Raw genomic sequence first — 25694 nt, 5'->3', positions numbered from 1 at the left:
TGAGGCCCACGCAATGACCTCTGACAGGCGATCTTGACCAATTGTCAGGCGACTGCGACCACCCAGTTCAGACTGCGTCATCCGTTCCGAGCTAGTCGCGGCCGCTGGTGGTCCCCGAGCTCCGTCGCCGGTTCTTCTTCTGGGAGCGACGCACCACCTCGCTCGCGGCGAGCGTCACGCTCGCCACACCGCGGACCCAACGGGGCCCGCCGCGCTCCGCCCACACCACACATGCACACCCGCCGATGGCGAGCACCAAGACGCCGAGCAGCACCAGATTGACCATGATCTCCACCCCTGTTCGTTCGTACGGTCCTGTCGATTGTCTCAAGCCCAGGGAAGAGCCCAGGGAAGAGCCCCGGGATGTGCCAGAAACCACTGGTCGACAAAATCTCCTGGCAATCGGTCAAGAGCGCCTGTCAGAGGTCACCGAACGGCAAAACACCGTGGCTGTGCCATGGCCCCCTGCGCCTTACGACGGACTCCAAGGGGATCGCCTCCGGCCGCTTCCACCCGTATTCCGCGTTCATGCTCATGCGCGGCCAACGCACGGATCTGCGGATCTTCCGGGACGTGGTGCGGGACGAGCACGTACCCGAGGAGTCCGCCACCCGTCTGCCCCCCTGGACGGTCACCGGGGACGACTGGGCGGCACAGTTCGCCATCGGCCTCCAGCTCCCTGACGTGTGGTTCACCTGGCACGAGGACCCCGACGTGGACGGCGTGGCCTCCCGCCTCTGGGTGGCCACCACTGATGCCACCTCCTGGGCCGCCATCGACTACGACGGGCGGACGGATGACCGGTTCACCGTCTGGGAGCAAGGCCCCCGCCGGCTCTGGAATGAAGTGGAGGCCGCCCACCACTGGTGGCAGAGCCACTCCCGCCCTCGCCCGCAGCACTTCGGTATGACCGTGACCCCCGACGGCCGGCACACACCGTGGCTGGAGACCCCAGGGCACCCCATCCCGATCATGGGGTGAACATCTGCCGCGACGGGCCCGCCCTTGTGCCGTTTCATGGCGCAGGGCGCCCCCCACATGGAGAGCGGGCCCGGCCGACTTGCCGCCCCACCCCCGTCCCGAAACCATGGGAACGTGAGCGATGCACCCGAGGACGTCGGGCCGCGCCCGGAGTCGGTACCCGCCAAGGCCCGCGGGCGGCTGCGCCGGATGCCGCCCGCCACGAGTCCGCCGGGATCGTCCGACGGCGCGTATCTGCGCTATCCGCATCTGCACGGTGACCTGCTCTGCTTCGCCGCCGAGGACGACCTGTGGATCGCCCCGATCGCCCCGATCGCCCCGGACGGACAGGAACCCGGCCGTGCCTGGCGGCTGACCGTGGACCGCACCCGCGTCGGCCACCCCCGCTTCTCCCCCGACGGACAGCACCTCGCCTTCACCACCTGGCGCAGCCTCGACCCGGAGGTCCATCTCGCGCCGGTCGCCGGCGGGCCGGCCCGCCGGCTGACGTACTGGGGCAGCACCGATGCCCGGGTCTGCGGGTGGACGCCGCCCGACCACGAAGGCCAGTCGCACATCCTCGCGGTCTCCTCGCACGGCCAGCCGTTCTCGTACTACTCGTGGGCCTACAGCCTGCCCACCGACGGCAGCCCCGGCGGCCAACTGCCCTGGGGGCCGGTCTCCGACATCGCGGTCGCCGACTTCGAAGGGGAACGCCGCACCCTCCTGCTCAGCGGCAAACCGCCGCACGAGCCCGCCTCCTGGAAGCGCTACCGGGGCGGCGCGATGGGCCGGATGTGGCTGCACGGCACCCGGCTGCTGCCGGATCTGCGCGGGCACCTCGACTCGGTGATGTTCGTCGGCGGCCGGGTCGCCTTCCTCTCCGACCACGAGGGCATCGGCAATGTCTACTCGTGTCTGCCCGACAGCACCGATCTGCGCCGGCACACCGACCACGCCGACTTCTACGCCCGGCACGCCTCGACCGACGGTTCACGGATCGTCTACCAGTGCGCCGGCGGCCTCTGGCTGATCGACGATCTGAGCCCGGAGGCCGTACCGCGCAAGCTGGCCGTGCGCCTGGGCGGTCCGCGGGCCGGCCGGCGGACCTACCAGGTCCCGGCCGCCTCGCACGTCACCGGGCTCGCCGTGGACACCACCGGGCGGGCCAGCGCGGTCGGCGTACGCGGCAGTCTGTACTGGCTCACCCATCGCGACGGGCCGGCGAGGACCCTCCACGACACCCCGGGCGTACGCGTCCGGCTCCCCGAAATGCTGGGCTCCACCGGACGGATCGCCTACGTCACCGACGCCGAGGGCGAGGACGCGATCGAGATCACCAACCTGCCGCGGGCCGGTGCGCCGGGCGAACCGCGCCGGCTGGCCGCCGGTGAGCTGGGCCGGGTCCATGAGATGACCTCCGCGCCGGACGGGGAACGGCTGGCGGTGGCCTCCCACGACGGCCGGCTGCTGCTGGTGGACGTGGCCCGGCCGGACGAGGCGCCGACCGGGGAGGACCGGTCGGCACAGGAGGAAGCCGCCGGCCCCGGCGGTGTCACCGAGCTGATCCGCTCCGCCAACGGCCCGGTGCGCGACCTGGCGTTCTCCCCCGATTCGCGCTGGCTGACCTGGTCGCACCCCGGCATCGGCCGTACGCTGCGGCAGATCAAGATGGCCCGGCCGGCCGACCGGCACATCGTGGACGTCACCAACGGCCGGTTCGAGGACGAGCAGCCGGTGTTCACCCGCGACGGCCGCTATCTGGCGTTCCTGTCCTGGCGCGGCTTCGACCCCGTCTACGACGTGCACACCGGCGATCTGTCGTTCCCGCTGGGCTGCCGCCCGTATCTCGTACCGCTGTCGTCGGCGACCCCCTCGCCCTTCGCGCTGTCCCCGGAGGGCCGGCCCGCGGCGGGCGGTCTGGACCCGGACGAGATTCCTCCCCCGGACTCCGTCCAGGGGGACCTCCAGCCGGCTGAGGCGGGGACGGTGCTGGTGGAGGTGGAGGGGCTGGAGAACCGCGTCACCCCGTTCCCGGTGGCGGCGTCGAAGTACTCCTCCCTGGAGCCGGTCAGCGGCGGCGGGCTGGTCTGGCTGCGCTGGCCGATCTCCGGCGCGCTGGGCGAGACGTTCGCCAACCCGGCCGACACCTCGGGCCGTCCCACCCTCGAACACTTCGATCTGACCAAGGCGCGGCGCACCGAACTCAGCAGCTCCCTGGACGGTTTCGCGCTCAGCGGCGACGGCTCGCGGCTGGTCGTCAACGACGAGGGCGAACTGCGCGCGGTGCCCGCGAACGAGCCGCCGGACAGCGATTCGACGGTCTTTTTGGACCTGCGGCGCATCCTGCACGATGTCGAACCGCCGGCCGAGTGGCGGCAGGCGTTCGAGGAGGCGGGCCGGATCACCCGGGCCTACTTCTGGGATCCGCGCATGTGCGGTCTCGACTGGGACGCGGTGCTCGCGCAGTACCGGCCGCTGCTCGACCGGGTCGCCTCCCCGGACGAGTTCGCCGATCTGCTGCGCGAGGTCATGGGCGAGCTGGGAACCTCGCATGCCTACGTCGTCGGCGCCCGGCGCAACGAGGGACCGCCGCACTACCAGCGCGCCATGGGGCTGCTCGGCGCCAACTTCGTGTGCCGGGACGGCCGTTGGGTGGTCGCCCGGATCCTGCCCGGCGAGTCGTCGGACTCCAAGGCCCGCTCCCCGCTGGCCGGTACGGGCATCCGCGAGGGTGCGGCGCTCACCCATGTCGACGGCCGCCGGGTGGACCCGGCCACCGGCCCGTATCCGCTGCTGGCGGCGGCCGGCGGCACCACGGTGGAGCTCACCTTCGCCCCGCCGGAGGGCGAGGGCCCGGCCCGCCGGGTCGCGGTGGTCCCGCTGGTCGATGAACGGCCGCTGCGCTACCAGGACTGGGTGGCCAAACGCCGGGCGGTGGTACGGGAGTTGAGCGGCGGCCGGTGCGGCTATCTGCACATCCCCGACATGGGCGGCTCCGGCTGGGCGCAGTTCAACCGCGATCTGCGGATGGAGGTCTCCCGGCCCGCACTGATCGTGGACGTACGGGGCAACGCGGGCGGCAACATCTCCGAGCTGGTGATCGAGAAGCTGACCCGCACGATCATGGGCTGGGACCTGACCCGCGATGCCGAGCCCGTCTCGTACACCAGCAATGCGCCGCGCGGCCCGGTCGTGGCGGTCGCCGACGAGATGACCTCGTCCGACGGCGACATGATCACCGCGGCCTTCAAGCTCCTGGGCCTCGGCCCGGTGGTCGGCATGCGCACCTGGGGCGGGGTGGTCGGGATGACCGGACGGCACCGGCTCGCCGACGGCACCACGATCACCGTCCCGATGAACGCCGCATGGTTCCGGCTCTACGGCTGGGGCGTGGAGAACCACGGCGTCGAGGTCGACATCGAGGCACTGCGTTCCCCGCTGCACTGGGCCGAGGGCCGGCATCCGCAACTGGGCGTCGCGGTACGCACGGTGCTGGAGCTGCTGGAGCGGCATCCGGCGGCGACGCCGCCGGATCTGTCGGATGCGCCGGACCGGCGACGGCCGCCGTTGCCGCCGCGGAGCGGGGGCGCGGAGGAGGCGGCGGGCGCCTGAGCCAGGGGTCGGCGGGCGCCCGAACCCACCAGGGGTCGAAGGGACCAGGGAACTGGGGACTGGGGAAAACCAGTGGGGCGCACCCGGTCGACCGGGTGCGCCCCTTCACGCTCGGCGCGTACGCCGCCGCACGTGGTGTTCAGGACGAGCCGTGTCAGCTCTGGTGGCGGCCCTCGGCCGCGTCCATCGCGTCCTGGGCGGGCTGACGGCCCTGCTGGCCACGCTCACGCGGCTGCTGGCCACGCTCCTGGCCGCCCTGGCGACGGTCCTGGTCCTGGCGCTGACCGCCACGCTCCTGGTCCTGGCGCTGACCGCGCTCGTGACCCTGCTCGCGAGCGTCGCCCGCGGCCTTGTGCGCCTGGTCCTTGAGCTCGTTGGCCTTGTCCTGGAACTGGTCCTTGATGCCCATGCTGTTCACTCCTAGTGGGGTGTAGGGGGGGGTTGTGACCCCGATTCAGCGTGACACGCCCGGACATTGCTCGCATTTCGATCACGAATGACTACTCTCCGTGAGGTGGAAGGTGAGCTGGCAGCTCACTCGCGGGCCACTCAGCGGACGGTCAGGGGCCGGTTAGCGGCCGGTCAGAGGCCGGTCAGAGGCCGATCGGCGTCCGGTCAGGGGCCGCTCTCCCACCGGTTCACCGGTTCACCGGTTCACCGGTCCGCCCGCTCCTTCTCGTCCGCCGCACCGCCGGCGCCCACCAGCCCGACCCGCACCCCGGCCGGCCGGTCCCCGAGGCGCCGCATCTCCCGTCGGCCCGCCGCCCCGATGAGCGCGGGCAGATACCCGCGGAGCGGCTGCATCCCGCGCAGCCACCACTGCCCGTAGACATGGGCGGAACGGCGCTCGATGCCCGCGACGAGCCGGTCGACGGCGGGGCCCGGCGGATAGGTCTTATTGGACGGCCAGGGCAGCCGGGAGCGCAGCTCGCGCATGATCTCGTCCTGGTCCGCGCCGCGCACCATGTCGGTGTCGGTCCAGCTCAGATAGCCGACACCGACCCGTACGCCCTGGTGGCCGACCTCGGCGCGCAGGCTGTGCGCAAACGCCTCGACGCCCGACTTGGAGGCGCAGTAGGCGGTCATCATCGGCGCCGGGGCGATCGCGGCCAGCGAGGCGATCTGCAGGAAGTAGCCGCGGGACGCCGTCAGGGCGGGGAGGAAGGCGCGGGCGGTGACCGCGCCGCCGATGAGGTTGACCTCGATGACCCGCTTCCAGGAGACCGGGTCGGAGCCGGCGAACAGGCCGCCGGTCGCGACCCCGGCGTTGGCAACGACCGCATCGACCTTCCCGAAGCGGTCCTGTACCTCGCCCGCCACCCGGGCCATCGCCTCGTGGTCGGTGACATCGGCGTGCCAGTGGTGGGCCGGACCGTGCAGCGAGGCCGCGACGCCGCGCAGTTCGTCCGGCTCCAGGCCGACCAGCGCCGGCGTCGCACCACGCGCCGACAGCTTGCGGGCCAGCAGCGCACCGACCCCCCGGGCCGCCCCGGTCACCACGACGACCTGCCCCTGCAGGCTCCTGCGCGCACTCATGCCGTCTTCCCCTTCTTCTGCCGTGTGGAGCGGGAGGTACCGCCTACGGTTCCACTCCCGATGCCGGTTCCACTCCCGATGCCGATGCCGGTGCTCGGTCCCGCCGTCCCCAGGTGGTCCGCGACGAGCGCACGCAGCCGGCCGGCGACCGCGCCGGGGTCCTCGACCGGTGTCATGTGCCCCAGGCCCGGCAGCTCGGTCAGACCGCGGAGGTCGGGGAGGACGGAGGCCAGCCGGCGGGCGTGCACCAGCGGGGTGAGCCGGTCGGCGGTGCCCGCGATGACCGCGGTCGGCAGCTCCAGCCGGCTGACGCCGCCGGTCAGTTCGAGCCCGGCCAGCACCCTGCCCCAGCGGGCCCGTACCCCGGGCGGGCAGGCGTGCACGATGCGCGCACAGGCCTCGATCTGCTCGGCGGTCGCGCCGGGGCCCATGGTGGCGTACCGCAGGGCGCGCCTGGCGAGCGGTGTTACGGGGCCCAGCGGCGCTCGCGAGTGCAGCATCAGCCGGTGTGCGCGACGGCGGCCCTGCGGGCTGCGCAGCGGGAACACCCGTGATTCGGCGGGCAGATCGGCGCTGCCGGTGCTGCACAGCAGCGCGGCGGCGGCCCGCTCGCGCAGCTGCGGCCGCTCGGCGGCGGCCATGATCGTCATGCCTCCCATGGAGTGGCCACCCACCACGGCGCGTTCGCCCGGCCTCAAGGTCGCCTCCAATACGGCCACCAGGTCGTCGGCGAGCGCATGAGTGCTGTGGCCGGCCGGACCGGCGGCGGGGCTGCGGCCGTGGCCGCGCTGGTCGTAGACGACGACCTGGTGGTCGGCGGCCAGTTCGCGGACGACCGGGGCCCAGAAGGCGGTCGAGCAGGTCCAGCCGTGCGCCAGGACGACGGCGGGGGCGTGCCCGGGGCCGTGGACCTCGGTGTAGAGCCGGGCGCCGTCGGCCGAGGTGACGGTCAGCGTCGTACGCGGTACCGGCGGGGCGTAGGGACCGGTGGTGACGTATCCGGGCCGGCGGCTCATGCGGCCACCTCCGCGCCCGTTCCGGCGGACCGGTCCGCGGGCCGGCCGGCCGGTGGCCGCAGCACCTCGTACTCCGCGAGGTCGACCTGCCGGGTGACCTTCTTGAACTCCGCGGTCGTCCCGGGCCAGACGGTGGTGTTGCGGCCGCTCGTGTCCAGATACCAGCTGTCGCAGCCTCCGGTGCTCCACACCGTGCGCGCCATCCGCCGCTGGATCTTCTCGTTCCACTCCTGAACGGCGGACGGCCGGGCGTCGAGCGCGATCTTCCCGCCGAGGGTGTCCAGCTGGCGCATGAAGTCGGCCAGGTAGTTCAGCTGCGCCTCGATCATCAGGATCATCGAGCTGTTCCCGAGGCCGGTGTTGGGCCCGATGATGGTGAGGAAGTTGGGGAAGCCGGCCGCGCTGGCGCCGCGCAGCGCCTGCATGCCGTCCTTCCACTCCTCGGCCAGCGTCGTCCCGTTGACGCCGGTGACGCGCCGGGCAATCGGCAGGTCCGTCACATGGAAACCGGTGCCGAAGACGATCGCGTCGGCCGCCACCTCGCTGCCGTCGGCCCCCACGAGGGTGCTGCCGCGGACCTCTTTCAGCCCCGCGGCGACCACGTCCACATTGGGCTGCGCCAGGGCCGGGTAGTACGTGTTGGAGAGCAGGATCCGCTTGCAGCCGATGCGGTAGGCGGGGGTGAGCGCGGCCCGCAGCACCGGGTCCTTGACGGCCTTCTTCAGGTGGCTCCTGGCCAGGAATTCGAGCAGCCCCAGCTCATTGGGGCGCTTGGTGAAGGCGCTGACCTGCAACTCCCGGATGCTCCAGAGCAGTTGGCGGCGCGCGGCCCGGGTCGCCGGGATCTTGGTGTGCAGCCATTTCTCGGCCGCGCTGATCTTGCGGTCGGCACGCGGCAGCACCCAGGGCGGGGTGCGCTGGAAGAGCGTGAGGCGCGCTACGTCCGGCTGGACGGCCGGCACGATCTGGATCGCCGAGGCCCCCGTACCGATCATGGCGACGCGCTTGCCGCGCAGGTCGTAGTCGTGGTCCCAGCGGGCGGAGTGCGAGACCTTGCCGGGGAAGGTGTCCAGCCCCGGTATCCCGGGAATCTTGGGGTCCGACAGCGGCCCGGTCGCCGACACCACAACATCCGCGGTCAGCGCCCCGCCGGCCGTCTCCACCTCCCAGTGCAGCGCCTCCGCGTCCCATCGCAGACCGTGCACCTCCGAGTTGAGACGGAGGTGCCCACGCAGCCCGAAGGTGTCGGTGACCCGCTCCAGGTACGCGCGGATGTGCGGCTGCCCGGAGAAGTTCCGCGGCCACTCCGGGTTGGGCGCGAAGGAGAAGGAGTACAGATGCGAGGGCACATCGCACGCGCATCCCGGATAGCTGTTGTCCCGCCAGGTGCCGCCCACCGCGTCGGCCCGCTCCAGGATCACGAAGTCGGTGATCCCCTGGCGCCGCAGCCGGACGGCCGCGCCCAGACCGCCGAACCCCGATCCGATCACCGCAACCCGCACATGCCTGCGCTCGCGCTCGGCCATTCCGCCGCCTCCCGAGTTCGACGTACCGCTGCCCTCTTCGATGCCGTGACACCCGGCGTCACAGCCGCCCCCGCCAAACTGTGCCAGTAATCACTGGCGCAATGGGAGCGTAGGCCAGCGGCGTACCGAGCGGTAGGGGTCGGACGGCAGGAAGTTACCGCCGGTTCACACCGCAGCCCTGTGCCGCGCCCAGGGCCCCGCGCCGCACCCCGGTCCCGCGCCCGCGCCGTACCCCGGGCCCCGCGCCGTCCCCCGACCCCGTGCCGCACCCCCGGCATAGGCTGAACCCGTGGCAGCGAACGAAGACCCCCAGGACGCGCGCACGGCCCCCGCGGCGCATCCGCCGGCGCGCGAATTCCGCATGGCCGACCTGGCCGGGGAGGCCGGCATCACGGTCCGTACGCTGCGTTTCTACCGCGAGCGCAAGCTCATCCCGCCGCCGCGCCGCGAGGGCCGGATCGCCTGGTACAACGAGCACCACCTCGCCCGCCTGCGCACCATCGGCGCCCTCCTGGAGCGCGGCCACACCCTCGGCGGCATCGCCGAACTCCTCTCGGCCTTCGACACCGGCCGCGACGTGGGCGAACTCCTCGGCCTGGAGAACCCCCTCGTCCCGCCCTGGTCCGAGGAGACGCCTGTACGCCTGACCCCCGAGGAACTCGCCGACCACTTCAGCGAGGACATCACCGCCGAGAACCTCACCGCGTCCCTGGACATCGGCTATCTCGCCGTCGACGGGGACGAGTTCGTCCACATCAGCCGCCGCCTGCTCGATGCCTCGACCGAACTCGTCGACAGGGGCGTCCCGTTGGCCGCCGTCCTCGAAGCCGGCCGCCAGGTACGCGTCCACGCCGACGCCCTCGCCGACATCTTCACCACCCTCATCCGCACCCACGTCCTCTCCGACGTCCTTGCCCGCACCCCGTCGGGCGAGCCGCCCGGCCCCCAGGAGGTCGACCGCATCGCCGAGGCCGTCGAAAAGCTCCGCCCCCTCTCCAAGGGCGTGGTCGAGGCCGAACTCTCCATGGCCGTGGACCGCCGCGTCCGGGCGGAGCTGGCGAAGTGGCTGCGGGAGCAGGGACAGGAGAAGGAGCAGGGGCAGGGGCAGGGGCAGGGGCCGGAACAGGCGCAGGAGAAGGGGCTGGGACAGGGACAGGCGCTGGAGGAGGAGTGACCCGGCACCGCCGGGTACCCCTCGCTCATCCGGGCCGCGGCCCGGGGCCGGCGGCGTGGCCGGACAGCCGCCGCAGGGCGAGCTCCCGGTCGGCCGGTGTCTCCTCGGCCGCGACGAGCTTCCCGGCATAGATGCGCACCAGCTCGGTCCGCAGGTAGTGCCCCTGTGCCTGCTCTTCGAGAAGGTGCGCGTCACACAGTTCGGCGAGATGGCGGCGGGTGCGCTCCAGGTCGCGCCCGGCCAGTGCCGCGGCGGCGTGCACCTCCACGTCCGGGCCGGGGTGGAGCCCGAGGAAGCGGAACAGCCGGGCGGCACCGCTCGACAGCGCGCGATAGCTGAGATAGAGGCCGGCCTCCACGGACAGGTCCGGGTCGGATGCGGACAGCTCACACAGCCGGTGCCGCTCATCGGCCAGCTTCTTCGTCCAGTCCGCCAGCGACCAGCCGGAGTGGGCCATCAGCCGGGCGGCGGCGATCCGCAGCGCCAGCGGCAGGCGGTCGCATCGCTCGACGAGCTCCCGGGCGGCGGCTCCGTCCACCGAGAGGCGCTGCCGCCCCAGCGCATTGCCCAGCAGCTCCAGGGCATCACCGGCCGGCAGCGGACCCACCGTGACCAGCGCCGCCCCGTCGCGGATCACCAGTCCGCACAGCCGTCTTCGGCTGGTCACCACGGCCAGCGCGCCCGGCGTCGCGGGCAGGAGGGGGCGCACCTGGTCGGCCGTGCCGGCATTGTCCAGCAGGACGAGCATCCGCCGCCCGGCGAGCAGCGAACGGTAGAGCGCCGAGCGCTCCGTCACGGAGTCGGGGATCTTCGCCTCCGGCACCCCCAGAGCCCGCAGAAAGGCCGACAGGACGGTGCCCGCTCTCGTCGGGGGACGCTCGAACCCCCGCAGGTCGGCGAAGAACTGCCCGTCGGGGAACTCGGCCTTGAGGCGGTGCGCCCAGTGCACCGCCAGCGTGGTCTTGCCGGCCCCTCCCCCGCCCGCGAGCACCACACAGCCCGGTCCCGGTACGCGGTCCAGGTTCTGGTCCAGCGCCGCGATCTCCCTCGCCCGCCCGCAGAAATCGGCGATACCGGGCGGGAGTTGCGCAACGGGCGGAGGGTGCGCGACAGGCGGAAGGTGCGCGAGGGGAGACAGCGGAGCCGACGGGCGGTCGGAGGCGTACCGCACGGCGGGACCAGGGCCTGGACCGGATCCGGGACCGGGACCGGATCCTGGACCGGATCCGGGACCGGGACCGGATCCTGGACCGGATCCGGGTCCGGCCGACGAGCGGCCGGAGGAGCGCGGCACGGCCGCCGGCTTCCCGCCCAGCACGGCCAGATACGTCCCGCTCAGGGCCGGGCCGGGATCGATGCCCAGCTGGTCCTTCAGGTGCCGTCTGGTCCGGTGGTAGTGACCGAGGGCTTCGGCCTGTCTGCCGCTCGCCTGCAGCGCGCGCATCAGCAGAGCGGTCAGCTCCTCGTGCAACGGATGCTCCGCCAGCCAGGCCGTCAACTCCGTGACCAGTTCCCCGTAGCGGCCGAGCAGCAACAGCTTCGCGCCGAGCTCCTGCAGCGCCGCCACCCTCGCCTGGGTCAGGCCGACGCCCAGCGTCCGTCTGACCCGGTCGCCGGGCACATCCGCCAGCGCCTCACCACGCCACAGCCCGAGCGCCTGGCGCAGTTTCGCCACGGCGGTCCACGGCTCGGCCTCATGAGCGTCGGCCACCAGTTTCCGGAACCGGTTGACATCCACCGCACACGGGTCGGCGATCAGCACATACCCCGGGCCCCGGGTGGCTATTTCCGCCTGGCCGGCCAGCAACTGCCGCAAGCGGTGCACATGATTGTGGACCACACCTCTCGCCCTGGCCGGCGGATCCGCATCCCACGCCAGGTCGATCAGCCTGGCCACCGGGATCACATGATTGACCTCGCTGATCAAAATCGCGGCCACGGTGCGCAATCGGCCCGTTCCCAGGCTCAGCAGTCGCCCATTGTTCACTTCAATTTCAACCGGCCCTAGTAGCCGCAACTGAACCATTGTGCCCTTAAGTTCATGCCGCCGGTGCACGCACGGCAAACCGCCCTTTTACCAGCGAAGACCACCGGCGGGAACGCCAGGTTCCGTTTCTCCGCCCCGCTCTCACTATGTGGACGCAGAAGGTGAATTGACGAAAAGTCAGTGAAACATGAGGACCATCTGCGGAGTACGTGATCACGATGTGAGCAGTTCATGAGCGAGACCGCGAAACGTGGTTCCTGTGCCGGTCGCAGCGGCAATCCCCTAGCGGCTGCCCCGGTCCACCTCTCCGCTCCCCGATACCCGCATCGGAGAGCGGAGGGGACTGCCATCCGTACCCATGGAGGAGAACCATGTTCACCAAGAACGTTGTGAAAAAGGGCCTTGCGGCGGCGGCGCTGTGCGCAGCACTGAGCGGCACGGCTGTCGCGTTCCCGGCGGCGGCGTCCGCCGCCCCGGCCGCTCCCGCCGCCGCGGCGGGCGAGTCGCCGGTCGATGTCGGCGCCAACGCGAACCTGAACTTCAACGTCGACGTTCTCGGCATTGCCAACAAGATCGAAGCGTCGATCAAGACCGCCCAGAACCGCGAAGGCTTCGTCAAGAACCTTATGGAGTCGGCGTTCTACGAGAGCGGCCAGCACTACAACGTCATGGTCCACAACCTCAGCCAGCCGTATGAGGACCACCTCAACGGCGTGAAGCAGTACGGCTCGGCCACCTACGACGGCGTCACCTACGGCATCTGGATCTTCGAGGACGGCGAGTTCACGAACAAGGGCGACGGCGGTTACATCAACTGGGCCTTCAGGGGCATCTGGGAGCGCCCCGACAACGGTGGCTACGTGAAGTTCTCCCGCATTTCCTGAGGCACCGTCATTTTCTGAGGCACCGTCCACACAGCTGAACCCGACTCCGTCGCAGAACGGCCCGCCGGAATACCCGGCGGGCCGTTCTGCTGCCGGGAAACGTCCCGCGCACCCCGCCCTGATCCGAAAGGCACGCCCTGACCCGGAAAACACTCCCTGATCCGGAAGACACACCCTGACCCGACAGGCACACCCTGACCCGACAGGCGCGCCCTAGCGGTCGAAGACGACCGTCACCGGCGCATGATCGGACCACCGCTGGTCATAGCCGTCCGCCCGCTCCACGTACGCCTTCACCGCCCGCTGCGCCAGGCCGGGCGTGGCCATGGCGTAGTCGATGCGCCACCCCGCGTCGTTGTCGAAGGCGCGGCCCCGGTAGGACCACCACGAGTACGGGCCCTCGGTGTCCGGGTACAGGCTGCGGACGACGTCCACGTACCCGCCGCGGGTCTCGTCGAGCACATCGGTCAGCCAGCCACGCTCCTCCGGGAGGAAGCCGGACTTCTTCCGGTTGGCCTTCCAGTTCTTCAGGTCGGCCTCCTGGTGGGCGATGTTCCAGTCACCGCACACCACCACCTCACGGCCGTCCGCGGCGGCCCGCTTCCGCAGGTCGACGAGGTACGGCAGGAACTCCGCCATGAAGCGTTCCTTCTCGTCCTGGCGCTCGGTGCCGACCTCGCCGGAGGGCAGATAAAGGCTGGCGACGGTGACACCGGGCAGGTCCGCCTCGGCGTACCGCCCGCTGCCGTCGAACTCCGCCGACCCGAAACCCACCCGCACCCGCTCCGGCTCCCGCCGGGTGTAGAGCGAGACCCCGGCCCGCCCCTTGGCCGCTGCCGGGGCGTGCACGGTGTGCCACCCCGCGGGCTCCCGCACCTCCTCCGGAAGCTGAGCCGTCTCGGCCCGCACCTCCTGCAGGCACAGCACATCGGCCGTGGTCCCCGCCAGCCACGGGACAAAGCCCTTCTTGGCCGCGGCACGCAGTCCGTTCACATTCACAGAGGTCACGGTGAGCATCCAGGCACGATACCCATCCCCCGGAACGCATCGCGCCGGGCACCCGCTCACCCGTACGATTTCTGGAATGGAGATACGCCCCGTCCGCTATGACCACCCCGACGCGGTCACGCTCGATGCCCTGGTCCAGCAGGAGTACGTCCGGCGCTACGGCGACGGCGACATGACGCCGCTGGACCCGGAGATGTTCACCCCTCCGCGCGGCACGTATCTGATCGCCTACGACGGGCCCCGTCCGCTGGCCACCGGCGGATGGCGGCGGCAGGAGGACGCGGCGGAGGGGTACGCGGCCGGCGACGCCGAGATCAAGCGGATGTTCGTGCTCCCGGAGGCCCGCGGGCAGGGGCTGGCCCGGCGGATCCTGGCCGCCCTGGAGGCGGACGCACGGGCCGCGGGGCGCTCCCGCATGGTGCTGGAGACCGGCACCCAGCAGCCCGAAGCGCTGGAGCTGTACGCCTCCAGCGGCTATGTGCCGGTCGAGAAGTTCGGCCTGTACCGGACGTATGACGAGAGCAGATGCATGGCGAAGTCGCTGGTGATCACCGGCTGGTGACCACCGGCTGGTGACCACCGGCTGGCGACCATTGGCCGAGGGGCCCTGCGGCGGCCTCGGCCGTCGGCGGCCGGCCCCTTCGGGCCGCTGCCCGGCACCGCTGCCCGGCACCGCTGGTTGGCATGGCTGGTTGGCATGGCTGGCTGACACGGCTGTTTGACACGGCTGGTTGACATGCCTCCGGAACGCTCTCCATACTCATTCCACTAATCAACTAGCTAAAGGGGGGATTCGGGTGAGCGACCCGAGCCCATGGGCCATCGAGGCCGAAGGCCTGGGGAAGAAGTACCGTCGCGGCTGGGCCCTGCGGGACTGCTCCTTCCGGCTCCCCGCCGGCCACGTCTGCGCACTCGTCGGACCCAACGGGGCGGGCAAGAGCACGTTCCTGGGCACCGCGACCCGGCTGGTGCAGCCGACCACCGGGACACTGAAGCTGTTCGGCGTCCCGGTCTCCGACCCGGCCGTCCTGGAGCGGGTCGCCTTCCTCGCGCAGGACAAGCCCCTCTACCCGCGCTTCACCGTGGCCGAGACCCTGCGGCTCGGCCGTGAGCTGAACCCGCGCTGGGACCAGGCGCTGGCCGAGCGGATCGTACGGTCCGGGAAGGTGCCGCTGAGCGCCCGGATCGGCACCCTCTCGGGCGGCCAGCGCACCCGCGTCGCCTTCGCCCTCGCCTTCGGCAAGCGGCCCGAGCTGCTGATGCTCGACGAGCCGATGTCCGACCTCGACCCGCTCGCCCGGCACGAGCTGTCGGGGCTGCTGATGGCCGAGGCCGCCGAGCACGGCACCACCGTCTTGATGTCGTCCCACATGCTCGCCGAGATGGAGGTCATGTGTGACTACCTCCTCGTCCTCGCCGAGGGCCGGCTGCGGATGGCCGGCCAGACCGAGGAGCTGGTGCCCGCGCACCTGCTGGTGACGGGCGTGGCCGACGGCGACGACGGGGTGCCCGAGGAGCTGCGGCGCCGGCACACCGTCGTCGAAGCCCGGGTCACCGGGCGGCAGTTCAACGCCCTGGTCCGGCCCCACGGCCCGCTCTCCGACAGCTGGGAGGTGCTGGCGCCGAGCCTGGAGGAAGTCCTGCTGGCCTATCTGCGCTCGCCCGAAGCACCCACCCTGATCGCGGACGAGGCCCGCATCGACGGACCGCAGGAGGCCGCCGCGTGAACCGGACCGACACGGCCGACACGGCCGGCGTGGCGCAGGCAGCGGCCGCGGACGGCGCTCCCGCCGCTTCGGCCGCCGGCCGCCGCGGTCCGCTGCGCGGCCTGCCCTGGCTGGTCTGGCGCCGGCACCGTTCGCTGCTGCGCATCGCCCTGCTGATCACCGTCGTGGGCTGTGCGACCTTCGCCTACCAGCGCATCGGCGTCATGGACTTCCTGCACGCCAAGGGCGGCTCGGCGAGTGGCGGCGACCAGCTGCTCAGCACGTTCCAGAGCAGCTTCGGCACGATGTTCGACCGCGACACCCAGTTCCTGGCGCTGCTGTCCACGGTCTCCGGCATCTTCATCGGCGCACCGCTGATCGCGTCCGAGCAGGAGCACGGCACCGTGAGGCTGGTCACCACCCAGTCGGTGAGCCGCGGCCGCTGGATCGCCGCCATGCTCGGGCTGCCGCTGGCCTTCGTGGCGGTGTGCGCCACCCTGTTGTCCGCCGCCTTCACCTGGCTGTGGACTCCGGCGCACGAGCTGGCCATGGGCGGCAACTGGCTGGAGGGCGGTGCCTTCGACAGCACCGGCCCCGTCCCGGTCGCCATGGTGCTGTTCCTGACCACCTGCGGAATCGCCCTCGGCATGCTGATCAAGCGGGTGACGGCGGCGATGGGGGCCACCGTCGTCGTCACCATGGTCACCCTCACCCTCTGGGGCGAACAGCTGCGCCCCCGGCTCGGCACCCTGCGCAGCGTCAGCTATCCGTTCAACGGAGACGGCCCGAAGCTGCCGGCCGCCTCCGTACGCATCGACGACTGGGTGTCCACCGCGGACGGCAGGCTCTACGGCTTCAGCACCTGCGTGCACGGCGGCAACGCCGAGGCCTGCCGGGCCAAGCTGGGCATCGTCAACCGGGTGACCCAGTACTTCGACTACGGGCAGATGGCGGGGATGCAGTGGCTGGGCGCGGGAATCCTGCTGGCGCTGGCCGCCGTGGTACTCGCCTGCGTCGTATGGCAGGCACGCCGGCGGCCCCTCTGAACGGCAACGCGCACGCCGGACGGTGCGGGCGCCGGTCCCGGGGGTGTTCCCCCCGTACGGGGAACACCCCGGGCGGCGCTTTGACACCCGGCACGACCAGCCCGATCATCAAGCGGTCGGGCAGCACGACGCCGGCGGCACACCGCGCGGCACGGGCGGAAGAAGCGGAAGAAGCAGAGAGGTGGTGAGCGTCGTCGAGTTCCGGATCGACCGCCGCAGCGGCGTCGCCACCTATCTCCAGATCGTCCAACAGGTCCAGCAGGCGCTGCGGTTGGGCATCCTGGTGGAGGGCGACCGGCTGCCGACCGCCGCACAGGTCGCCGCCACGACCAAGGTCAACCCCAATACGACCCTCAAGGCGTACCGCGAACTGGAACGCGAGGGCCTGGTCGAACCACGCCCCGGCCTCGGCACCTTCGTCAGCCGTACGCTCGCCCGCCCCGAGTCCGCGGCGGACGCCCTGCTGCGCGAGGAGCTCCGCTCCTGGATGGACCGGGCCCGCACGGAGGGGCTGGACCGGGAGGACGTCCAGGCCCTGGTGAATGCGGTGCTGCAGGACCGGTATCCGGACGGCTGAGCCGGGCGGGCAGTGAGCGGGGCGGGGCCCGGCCGTGCGGCGACCGGTGCGGTACGGACGACGGGCCGGCGTCGCACCCGGGCTGAGCCGGCCACTCCCTCACCCCGCCTGTCCTGCCCTGTCCCGGTCTGCTCCGGCCCGCCGCCCGCCGCCCGCACCACGGTTGACCCTCACCCGACGTCAGGCTCCAGCCTGAAGGCGGCACGGCCCCGCCACCGGTGGCACCCTCACCGGAAGGGGCGGGCCGGCCGGTGACGGGACGAAAGGCGCTGCGATGAGCTACTCGGTCGGGCAGGTCTCCGGCTTCGCGGGGATCACGGTGCGGACCTTGCACCACTACGACAAGGCCGGCCTGCTCTCCCCCAGCGACCGCAGCCCCGCCGGCTACCGCCTCTACAGCGACGCCGACCTCGCCCGGCTGCAGCAGATCCTCTTCTACCGGGAGCTCGGCTTCCCCCTCGACGAGATCGCCACGATCCTGGCAGACCCCGAGGCCGACGTCCTCGGCCATCTCCGCGCCCGCCGCCGCCTCCTCAACGACCAGATCGCCAAGCTGCAGCGGCTGGTCGAGGTCGCCGAGCACGCCATGGAGGTCCAGCACGCACGAACCCGTCCCCCGGCGCCCCTACCCACCGCAGATCGCCCCCTGCACACCACGCCCTGCCACCACACGCCCCTTTCCGTACGCGTCCTTTCCGTACGCGTCCTTTCCGCACGCGCCCTTCCCCTGACCGAAGCGAAGGCGGACCGCTCCATGACGAAGATCCTGATCACCGCCGCCGGTTCGTACGGCGACGTCGCCCCGTACACCGGCCTGGGCGCCCGGCTCCGCGACGGCGGACACGAGGTCGCCCTCGCCACACACGACACCTACGCCCCGCTCGTACGCGCCGCCGGCCTGGAGTTCCGCCGGCTGCCGGCCGACCCGCGCACCCGCCGTCCCGACACCGCCGGACGTGCTCAGCACGCGGACCCCGGCAGCAAACGCGCCCTGATGCGCCAGGCCGCCGCCTTCATCAAGAAACTGGGCGGCGGAATCGCCGACGCGGCCCACGAGGACACCGGCCTCCTCCTGCTCTCCACCACCACCGCACCACTCGGCAACCACCTCGCCGAGGCGCTGGACATCCCGTCCCTGGACCTGCCCCTGGTCCCCCACACCCCTACCGGCGACTTCGCCCCGGTCGTCAGCGGCGGGCGCTCACTCGGCCGCTGGGGCAACCGCGCCGCCGGCCGTCTCTCGCTCCGCATCATCGACCGTCTCTACGCGGAAGCGACCCGCGACCTCCGGGCCCGCCTCGGCCTGCCGCCCGCGACCCCCCGTGCGGTCCGCCGCCGCACCGAAGCCGCCGGGCGGCCGGTCCTGCACGGCTTCAGCGAGGTCCTGGTACCCCGCCCCGCGGACTGGCGTACCGGCCTGGACATCGTCGGGAACTGGTGGCCCTGGCACGCACCGGACGCCCAACTCCCGCCCGCGGTGGAGAACTTCCTCGCCGCGGGCCCGCCCCCGGTCTTCATCGGCTTCGGCAGCATGGCGGGCGGCGACGGCGAACGTCTGAGCAGCATCACTGCGGCCGCCCTGCGCCACGCCAGGGTCCGCGGCATCCTCCAGTCCGGCTGGGCGGGCCTGACCACCCACCACGCGCCCGAGCACGCCGACCTCCTCACCGTCGGCGACGTCCCGCACGCCCTCCTCTTCCCCCGGATGGCCGCCGTGGTGCACCACTGCGGCGCCGGCACCACCGCCGCGGGACTGCGCGCCGGCGTCCCCACCGTGCCGGTCCCGGTCACCGCCGACCAGCCCTTCTGGGCCGCCCGTCTGGCCTCCCTGGGCGTGGCCACCGCCCCGATTCCCTTCAGTGAACTGTCCGCCGACGACGCTGTCCCCCGCCTGGCGCACGCCCTCACCCAGGCCACCACCTCCGCCACCCGCCGCACCCGCGCCACCGAGGCGGCCCGGCGCCTCGCCACCGAGGACGGCGCCGGCGAAGTCCTCAAGGCGGTCGAGCGCCCGGAGTGGTGAAACGGCCCGACGACCCACCCTCCGGACCAACCGCCACCCGTTCGGCGGCGCGTGGCCCCGCCCCGGGATGCGACCACCCGCCACTAGGCGTGGGCTCACCACTATGACCACATTCCGCAAACGCCCCCCGCTTCGCAGAATGCTGCTCCACGCCATAACCACGGCGGCCCTGGGCTCCGTCCTCGCCCTGGCGGCGTCGCAGGCGGCCCAGGCGGCCCCCGCCGGCACGTGGGCCCGCCCCACCGCCGCCGGCACGTGGGCCCACCCCACCACCACCCACTACCGCATCAGCGCGCCCTACGGCATGCGCGGCACCTGGCAGGCCGGCCACCACACCGGCATCGACCTCGCCCTACGCACCGGGACCCGGGTCAGATCCGTGGGCTCGGGCACCGTCGTGCTCGCCCGGAGGTCGGGTGCCTACGGAAAGGCCGTGACGATCCGGATGAACGACGGCCGCTACACCCTCTTCGGCCACCTCTCCCGCATCACCGTCCGCCCCGGCCAGCGGGTCCACGCCCGCACCCGCCTCGGCTACAGCGGCTCCACCGGCCGCGTCACCGGCCCCCACCTCCACTTCGAGGTACGCACCGGCCGCCGCTACGGCACGGACATCAACCCCCTCACCTACCTGGCCGGACACGGCATCCGCCTCACCTCACGCCCCTTCACCCGCTGACCCCCACCCGAAAAAACCGCCCCTCCCCCTCCCCCTCCCCCTCCCCCTCTCCCCTCCACTCCCCACCCTTCCTCAAACTTCCCTATTGTGGCGCCTCATAGAGGAAGTTAGAGTATTTTCATGAACGACCGCCTCTACTCCGTGGACCAAGTCGCCGAACGCCTCGGCCTCCACGTACGCACCATCCGCACCTACGTGCGGGACGGGCGGCTGCCCGCGGTCCGCATCGGCAAGCAGTACCGGATCGCGCACGAGGACCTGGAAGCGTTCACCGGCCGGCCGGTGCCCGCGCCCCTGAGCGAGACGGCCGGGCGGCAGCGGCACACCGAGGTATCGGGCATCGTGGAGATCGACGCGGTCAGCGCCGAGACGGCCCACCGCCTGACCACCCTCCTGATGAGCTCGGCAGCCCACCGCCGCCCGGACGGCGCCCCCCTGCGGATCGAGACGGCCTACGACGAGGAGCGCGCCCGGATGAAGGTCATCGTCCTGGGCGGCCTGGCGGACACGGCCCGGCTGTTCGACTACATGGAGGGGGTACTCGCGTCATGAGCGCGATCTACAAGTCCGAGGCCGGCGCGAACGAGATCCAGCGGCGGTACCAGGAGATGCTGCGCACCTGGCCGGTACCCGCCGAGCATGTGCGGGTACCGACCCGCGAGGGCGAAACCTTCGTCGTCGTCTCCGGCCCCGAGGACGCGCCTCCCGTACTGCTGCTCCACGGCTCGGGTGCGAACACCACGATGTGGCGCGACGACATCTCCTCCTGGGCACGGCATTTCCGCACCTACGCCGTCGACGTCATCGGCGAGCCGGGCATGAGTGCACCGTCCCGCCCACCCTTGGCCTCCGAGGCCCCCGCACGGTGGCTGGACGAGGTACTGGCAGGGCTGGGTCTCACGAGTGCCTCGATCGTCGCGACTTCCCTCGGCGGCTGGCTGGCGCTGGACTACGCCACCCGCCGGCCGGAGCGGGTGACGCGCCTGGCCCTGCTGTGCCCCGGCGGCGTGGGGAGGCAGAAACTGGGCTGGCTGTTCAAGACCCTGCTCCTGCTCCCTTTCGGACGCCGCGGGGCACTCCGTTCGACGCGCACCGCCACGGGCCTGTACTCGCCGGAGGCCCGGCCCGCCCTCGACCACGTCATGCTGACCTTCAAGCATTTCAAGCCGCGCACGGAACGCCTGCCCATATTCCCCGACGACGCGCTGCGCCGCCTGACCATGCCCGTACTGCTGATAGCCGGCCGCCGCGACGCCATGTTCGACTCCGAGGAAACCGCCCGGCGCCTGCACCGGTGCGTCCCGCACGCCACCGTGCACCTCCTGCCCGAGACCGGCCACGCCATCCTCGGCCAGACCGACGCCATCCTGACCTTCCTCCACACCTGACCCGCCCCCGTGCCCTGGCGCCCTCACCCTTGGTCGGCGGCGGCGCCATCGCCGCCACAGTCGGCAGCACCCCCTCCAACCTCCAACCCCGGAGCACCGAGGGCCATGTGACCGCCTGCCACGCCCGGCACACCGGCACACCCGCATGACGGCAGATCAGCACGCCCCTCACAGCGGCCCGCCACCCTCCACCACCCCGAGCCCGCACAACCATCGCCCGGAACGACAAAAATCCCGCCGATCATAAAGATCGGCGGGATCCCGTCAACCCCTCCCGAGCGAACCCGAGAACGGCTTTTTGCGTCTGTGGGCCGTTCACGGGTGGGTGTGAGCTGGGGGTTTGGCGGCGTTCGGCAGAGGCTTCCCATGACGGCGAAGATCATTTCCCAAGTTGATGTAGCATGCATACAACTTCCTGGAGGCCCTTACGGCATGGAGTGCGCCTGCAACATGCCTTGGCCATAGGCTTCACCATCACCCCGTGGGGGCCGGGCTGATGCTGCGCACTCGGTTGTGAGGGCGACCGCCGACCAATCTTCTCCGCGGACCTACCGCCCCGCCCCAGCCCACGTTCGGGGAGAAACCGACCGAGCCCCAACATCCCCGAGCGGGCCTTCCGTCCGTTCACGCACCCGGACCGTCGTAAGGCTCCGCCCAAATTAGGGCGCTACGTACAGCCGGTCAGTCATGACCCCGGAAGTGGTAGCGGCAGAGAGCACGTACCCGGCGCCCCTACGTCGGCTCGTGCTTCGCATGGCGTTCCTCGGAGGGAACAGGCCTTCGGCCCGCCTTCCTCAGACCTGGCGATCTGCGCCTGAGCTGCGCCGGGGACGCTGGATTCCCTTGCGGCCTGCTACATGTGGCCAAGGAGCGCAAACCGGGCGTCTTCCGCGACACCAGATGCGGATAGACGGATTCCTCATCTACGCATCTGAAAGCAGAAGTTGCTCGTATGCTTGATCAGGGTTGTCGGGGGGAGGTGCAGCACATGTCCAAGGAGGGCTCTCTGCGCCTGGAGGACCTCGCCCCAGGGCTCCACGTCTCCGGCATCGTGACGGAGAGTGCTGTTGAGATCATCGCCAAGCGGACGTTTGGACGCTCGGCTGCGCAGGCCACCTATCGGCGGCCTGACGGGAGTGTCGAGGAGGTCATCCTCTACCGGGACCACGAACCCCAGCTGTCGTTATGTGCCCCCACGACAGCTCACCGCGGCTTCACGGCCGACGCAGAACTCTTCCGGCTTGTAGCCGAAGCGCTCCGTATCCGGATGGCCGCGCGAGGGGATGCCATGCTGGCCGTCTCCACCAGCCTGCTCGACCCACTGCCCCACCAAATCCAAGCTGTCTACAGCGAATTGATCCCACGCACCCCGCTTCGCTTCCTGTTAGCCGATGATCCTGGGGCCGGCAAGACAGTGATGGCCGGTCTGTACATCAAGGAGCTGGCCCTGCGTGGCGACTTGGAGCGCTGCCTGATCGTCGCGCCAGGTGGCCTGGTGGAGCAGTGGCAGGACGAATTGGTCGAGAAGTTCGGCCTCGACTTCACTCTGCTCACGCGCCAGTTGACCGAGACAGCGGCCAGCGGCAACGTCTTCGAACAACATCCCCGCCTCATCGCCCGCATGGACGCTCTCGCGCGCTCCGCTGAGTTACAGGACCGCGTGGCCGAATCGGCCTGGGACCTCGTTGTGGTGGACGAGGCGCACCGTATGAGTGCCAGCTACTTCGGTGGTGAACTGAAGACCACCAAGCGCTACGAACTCGGCCGCTTGCTAGGCCGGCTCACCCGTCACCTCCTACTGATGACTGCGACCCCGCATGCTGGTAAGGAGGAGGACTTCCAGCTCTTCATGGCCTTGCTCGACGGCGACCGGTTCGCAGGCCGATTCCGCGACGGCGTGCACCAGCACGAGTCCTCCGGCCTGATGCGTCGGATGATCAAGGAAGATCTGTTCACCTTCGAGGGCCGTCCGCTCTTCCCCGAGCGCCGTGCCTACACCGTCCCATATCAGCTCTCGCCAAAAGAGCAGGAGTTATATGAGCGGGTCACCGCGTACGTTCGTGAGGAGATGAACCGGGCCGAGCGGCTCGACGGTCGCCGGGGAAATCAGGTCGGCTTCGCCCTCACCGTGCTGCAGCGGCGCCTCGCCTCCAGCCCGGAGGCCATCGCGAAGTCGCTGCAGAGGCGCCGGGAACGGCTCGAGGCACGCTGCGACGACCTGTTGTCCGGCAGTCCCAGAGTGCCTGGTTCATTGCAACCGGTCGTTGCCGCCCCCCTTGCACAGCTCGACGAGGACTTGGACGACCTCTCCGGCGAGGAGGTGGAGCTGCTCGAGGAAAAGGTCGTCGACTCAGCATCCGCCTCGCTCACAATCGCCGAATTGGAGCAGGAGATCGGAAGTCTGCGTGTACTGGAGCACTTGGCCGCTGGCGTGCGGGCCTCGGGCGAGGACCGAAAGTGGCAGGAGCTGTCCGCACTCCTCCAGGACGACGGGCATATGCGCGACGGACTCGGTAGGCCCCGCAAACTGATCGTCTTCACCGAGCACCGCGACACCCTCGACTACCTGTCCTACCGCATACGTGCGGTCATCGGCCGCCCCGAGGCCGTCATCTGCCTCCACGGCGGAACGCCCCGCAGACAGCGCCGCGATATCCGCGATGCCTTCAACCAGGACCCCGACGTGCAGGTTCTCATCGCCACCGACGCCGCAGGTGAGGGTCTCAACCTCCAGAGTGCCCACCTGATGGTCAATTACGACCTCCCCTGGAATCCGAACCGCATCGAGCAGCGCTTCGGCCGTATCCATCGCATCGGTCAGACCGAGGTATGCCACCTGTGGAACCTGGTAGCCGAGAACACCCGCGAAGGGCAGGTATTCCAGCGACTCCTGGACAAGATCGAGCAACAGTCCAAGGCGTACCAGGGCAAGGTCTACAACGTCCTCGGGGAGATCTTCGAAGGGGAGCCACTGCGCAAGCTCCTCGTCGAGGCGATCCGCTACGGAGACCGGCCCGAGGTGAAGGGCCAGCTGGAGAGGGTTATCGACGCCCGAGTCGGTAAGCGCGCCAGCGAACTCATCAAGGGGCTCGCCCTGGACGCCCAGGTGATGCGCATCGAGGATGTCCAACAGGTACGGCTCCGCATGGAGGAGGCACAGGTCCGCCGCCTGCACCCGCACTACGTCCAGGCGTTCTTCCGCGAAGCATTCGACCACCTCGGCGGCCGCCTCGGGAAGCGGGAACCAGGACGCTACGAGATCACCCACGTCCCGGCGGTGCTAAGGGACGCGGGCAGATTCGGCAGAGGACTAGGCGGCGTACCGCAACGTGCTTATGAACGCGTCTGCTTCGACCGCAACTGCATCACCACGCCTGGAAAGATCCGCGCCGACCTCATCGCCCCCGGGCATCCGCTCTTCGACGCCGTACTGGACGAGACCGTCCGCCGGCACGGCGACCTTCTGGCCAAAGGCGCAGTGCTCGTCGACGCCTCCGATTCCGGGGACACGCCGCGCCTCCTGGTCGCGCTCGAAAGTGACATCGTCGATGGCCATCGCAGGTCCGTAGACCGTTCCTTCGCCTTCGTCGAACTCCTCCCCGACGGCACTGCCCGCAACGCGGGGCCCGCCCCGTACCTGGACTACCGACCGCCAACGCCCGTCGAGGCCGAGGCAGCCGAGATCCTCCTGGACGAAGACTGGCTGTGCGACGGCGGAAGCGCCGGCGCCCTGGACTGGGCGGTCCGCCAAGCGGTTCCGGAACACCTCGCGGAAGTACGGGACCGACTGCTGCCTGCCATCGACCGCACCCGTACTCAGGTACAGCAACGCCTGGGTCAAGAGATCAGCTACTGGTATGCCCAAGCCGGGAAGCTTGAACAGGACCTTGTAGACGGCAAGAAGGTCCGCCACCGCCCGGAGAAGGCACGGGAATGGGCCGAGGAGCTGGAAGCCCGTCGCGAAAGGCGCCTCGCCGACCTGGACAAGGACGCCGCGCTCCAGCCCCGTCCACCTGTTATGGCGGGCTGCGCGGTCGTCGTGCCGACCGGCTGGCTGGTCAAGCATGTGGAGGCGCAGGCTGAGGAGCACTCGTTCCTGACCGCCGTCGACGGCTTCGAAACCGACCGCCGCGCCATCGGAGCCGTGCTGCGCGCGGAGCGCGGGCTCGGCCGCCGACCTGAGGAGATGCCGCATAACAATCCGGGCTACGACATCCGGTCCCTCACCCAGGACGGACGCCTCATCCACATCGAGGTCAAGGGCAGACGGGCCGGAGCGGACCGCTTCTACGTGAGTCGTAATGAAATCCTCGTCGCCCGGAATCGCGGCGCCCAGCATCGCCTGGCACTGGTCTGTGTCCATCCCGACGGGTCTGGCAGGGACGAAGTGCGCTATCTGGTGGACGCGTTCGCCGACTTCGAATTCGGCGACTTAAAGACGGAGGGCGTGCTGCTGTCCTGGCAGGACGCGTGGAACAAGGGAGAGGCCCCGCAATGAACCAAGCGGTCGAAACCAGGACAGGGGCGTTAGGGGCGAGTGCGGGGGCACCGGCACCGCGTCGTCGGAAA

Annotated in this window: 20 protein-coding genes and 1 pseudogene; 14 read left to right on the top strand and 7 right to left on the bottom strand. The window is 70.8% G+C overall.

Annotated elements, in window-relative coordinates; genetic code table 11:
- Positions 1-91: 91 nt before the first annotated feature.
- Positions 92-286, bottom strand: a complete 195-nt coding sequence (locus ACWGJY_RS00920; protein WP_453258659.1) for a hypothetical protein — start codon at positions 284-286, stop codon at positions 92-94.
- A 77-nt stretch (positions 287-363) separates the two neighbouring features.
- Here ACWGJY_RS00920 and ACWGJY_RS00915 point away from each other — a divergent pair, with 77 nt between their 5' ends.
- Together ACWGJY_RS00915 and ACWGJY_RS00910 are read left to right on the top strand one after the other, a co-directional pair.
- Positions 364-981 (top strand): hypothetical protein, encoded by a 618-nt coding sequence (locus tag ACWGJY_RS00915; RefSeq protein WP_453258658.1) that lies wholly within the window; start codon positions 364-366, stop codon positions 979-981.
- A 189-nt stretch (positions 982-1170) separates the two neighbouring features.
- Positions 1171-4575, top strand: coding sequence for a S41 family peptidase (locus ACWGJY_RS00910; protein WP_453258777.1), 3405 nt, complete (start codon positions 1171-1173; stop codon positions 4573-4575).
- Positions 4576-4729: 154 nt separating this feature from the next.
- Here the strand turns inward: ACWGJY_RS00910 and ACWGJY_RS00905 are convergent, their stop codons facing one another.
- The 4 genes from ACWGJY_RS00905 to ACWGJY_RS00890 form a co-directional block, all read right to left on the bottom strand.
- The gene (locus tag ACWGJY_RS00905; protein WP_453258657.1) at positions 4730-4984 is read right to left on the bottom strand and encodes a hypothetical protein; all 255 of its coding nucleotides are present in this window, start codon (positions 4982-4984) and stop codon (positions 4730-4732) included.
- A gap of 245 nt (positions 4985-5229) precedes the next feature.
- A complete protein-coding gene (locus ACWGJY_RS00900; protein ID WP_453258656.1) occupies positions 5230-6111 on the bottom strand; it encodes an SDR family oxidoreductase in 882 nt (293 codons plus the stop codon).
- Positions 6108-7127: an alpha/beta fold hydrolase gene (locus ACWGJY_RS00895; RefSeq protein WP_453258655.1), complete on the bottom strand. Its 1020-nt coding sequence runs from the start codon at positions 7125-7127 to the stop codon at positions 6108-6110. Before ACWGJY_RS00895 ends, ACWGJY_RS00900 begins: the two co-directional genes overlap by 4 nt.
- Positions 7124-8653: a flavin-containing monooxygenase gene (locus tag ACWGJY_RS00890; RefSeq protein WP_453258654.1), complete on the bottom strand. Its 1530-nt coding sequence runs from the start codon at positions 8651-8653 to the stop codon at positions 7124-7126. The genes ACWGJY_RS00895 and ACWGJY_RS00890 overlap by 4 nt, the downstream gene beginning before the upstream one ends.
- Before the next feature lie 289 nt (positions 8654-8942).
- On the opposite strand from ACWGJY_RS00890, the gene ACWGJY_RS00885 reads away from it, so the two are divergent.
- Entirely contained in the window at positions 8943-9827 is an 885-nt protein-coding gene (locus tag ACWGJY_RS00885) for a MerR family transcriptional regulator (protein WP_453258653.1), read from the top strand.
- A 25-nt stretch (positions 9828-9852) separates the two neighbouring features.
- On the opposite strand, the gene ACWGJY_RS00880 is transcribed toward ACWGJY_RS00885, so the two are convergent.
- A complete protein-coding gene (locus ACWGJY_RS00880) occupies positions 9853-11814 on the bottom strand; it encodes a BTAD domain-containing putative transcriptional regulator (RefSeq protein ID WP_453258652.1) in 1962 nt (653 codons plus the stop codon).
- Positions 11815-12185: 371 nt separating this feature from the next.
- Here ACWGJY_RS00880 and ACWGJY_RS00875 point away from each other — a divergent pair, with 371 nt between their 5' ends.
- Complete coding sequence (locus tag ACWGJY_RS00875) at positions 12186-12698, top strand: stress protein (RefSeq protein ID WP_453258651.1); 513 nt, start codon at positions 12186-12188, stop codon at positions 12696-12698.
- Positions 12699-12911: 213 nt separating this feature from the next.
- Here the strand turns inward: ACWGJY_RS00875 and ACWGJY_RS00870 are convergent, their stop codons facing one another.
- Complete coding sequence (locus ACWGJY_RS00870; RefSeq protein ID WP_453258650.1) at positions 12912-13715, bottom strand: exodeoxyribonuclease III; 804 nt, start codon at positions 13713-13715, stop codon at positions 12912-12914.
- Positions 13716-13782: 67 nt separating this feature from the next.
- On the opposite strand from ACWGJY_RS00870, the gene ACWGJY_RS00865 reads away from it, so the two are divergent.
- From ACWGJY_RS00865 to ACWGJY_RS00820, 10 genes and pseudogenes are all read left to right on the top strand, one after another.
- Entirely contained in the window at positions 13783-14268 is a 486-nt protein-coding gene (locus ACWGJY_RS00865) for a GNAT family N-acetyltransferase (protein ID WP_453258649.1), read from the top strand.
- A gap of 235 nt (positions 14269-14503) precedes the next feature.
- Positions 14504-15433, top strand: coding sequence for an ABC transporter ATP-binding protein (locus tag ACWGJY_RS00860; RefSeq protein ID WP_453258648.1), 930 nt, complete (start codon positions 14504-14506; stop codon positions 15431-15433).
- Entirely contained in the window at positions 15430-16458 is a 1029-nt protein-coding gene (locus ACWGJY_RS00855; protein WP_453258647.1) for an ABC transporter permease subunit, read from the top strand. The genes ACWGJY_RS00860 and ACWGJY_RS00855 overlap by 4 nt, the downstream gene beginning before the upstream one ends.
- 181 nt (positions 16459-16639) lie before the next feature.
- Positions 16640-17035 (top strand): GntR family transcriptional regulator, encoded by a 396-nt coding sequence (locus tag ACWGJY_RS00850; RefSeq protein ID WP_453258646.1) that lies wholly within the window; start codon positions 16640-16642, stop codon positions 17033-17035.
- Positions 17036-17309: 274 nt separating this feature from the next.
- Positions 17310-17588 (top strand): annotated as a pseudogene (locus ACWGJY_RS00845) (MerR family transcriptional regulator); the annotation flags it as partial.
- 201 nt (positions 17589-17789) lie between these two features.
- Positions 17790-19058 carry a glycosyltransferase gene (locus ACWGJY_RS00840; RefSeq protein ID WP_453258776.1) on the top strand — a complete coding sequence of 423 codons (1269 nt, stop codon included), beginning with the start codon at positions 17790-17792 and terminating at the stop codon, positions 19056-19058.
- A gap of 139 nt (positions 19059-19197) precedes the next feature.
- The gene (locus ACWGJY_RS00835; protein WP_453258645.1) at positions 19198-19737 is read left to right on the top strand and encodes a M23 family metallopeptidase; all 540 of its coding nucleotides are present in this window, start codon (positions 19198-19200) and stop codon (positions 19735-19737) included.
- Between the two features lie 120 nt (positions 19738-19857).
- The gene (locus ACWGJY_RS00830; protein WP_453258644.1) at positions 19858-20289 is read left to right on the top strand and encodes a helix-turn-helix domain-containing protein; all 432 of its coding nucleotides are present in this window, start codon (positions 19858-19860) and stop codon (positions 20287-20289) included.
- Positions 20286-21125 carry an alpha/beta fold hydrolase gene (locus ACWGJY_RS00825; protein ID WP_453258643.1) on the top strand — a complete coding sequence of 280 codons (840 nt, stop codon included), beginning with the start codon at positions 20286-20288 and terminating at the stop codon, positions 21123-21125. The genes ACWGJY_RS00830 and ACWGJY_RS00825 overlap by 4 nt, the downstream gene beginning before the upstream one ends.
- A 988-nt stretch (positions 21126-22113) precedes the next feature.
- Positions 22114-25623: a helicase-related protein gene (locus ACWGJY_RS00820; RefSeq protein ID WP_453258642.1), complete on the top strand. Its 3510-nt coding sequence runs from the start codon at positions 22114-22116 to the stop codon at positions 25621-25623.
- Positions 25624-25694: the final 71 nt, after the last annotated feature.

The organism is Streptomyces sp. NPDC054765, from assembly GCF_053612065.1.
Note: the sequence above shows the minus strand (reverse complement) of the source record. Positions and strands in the feature narration are given on the sequence as shown.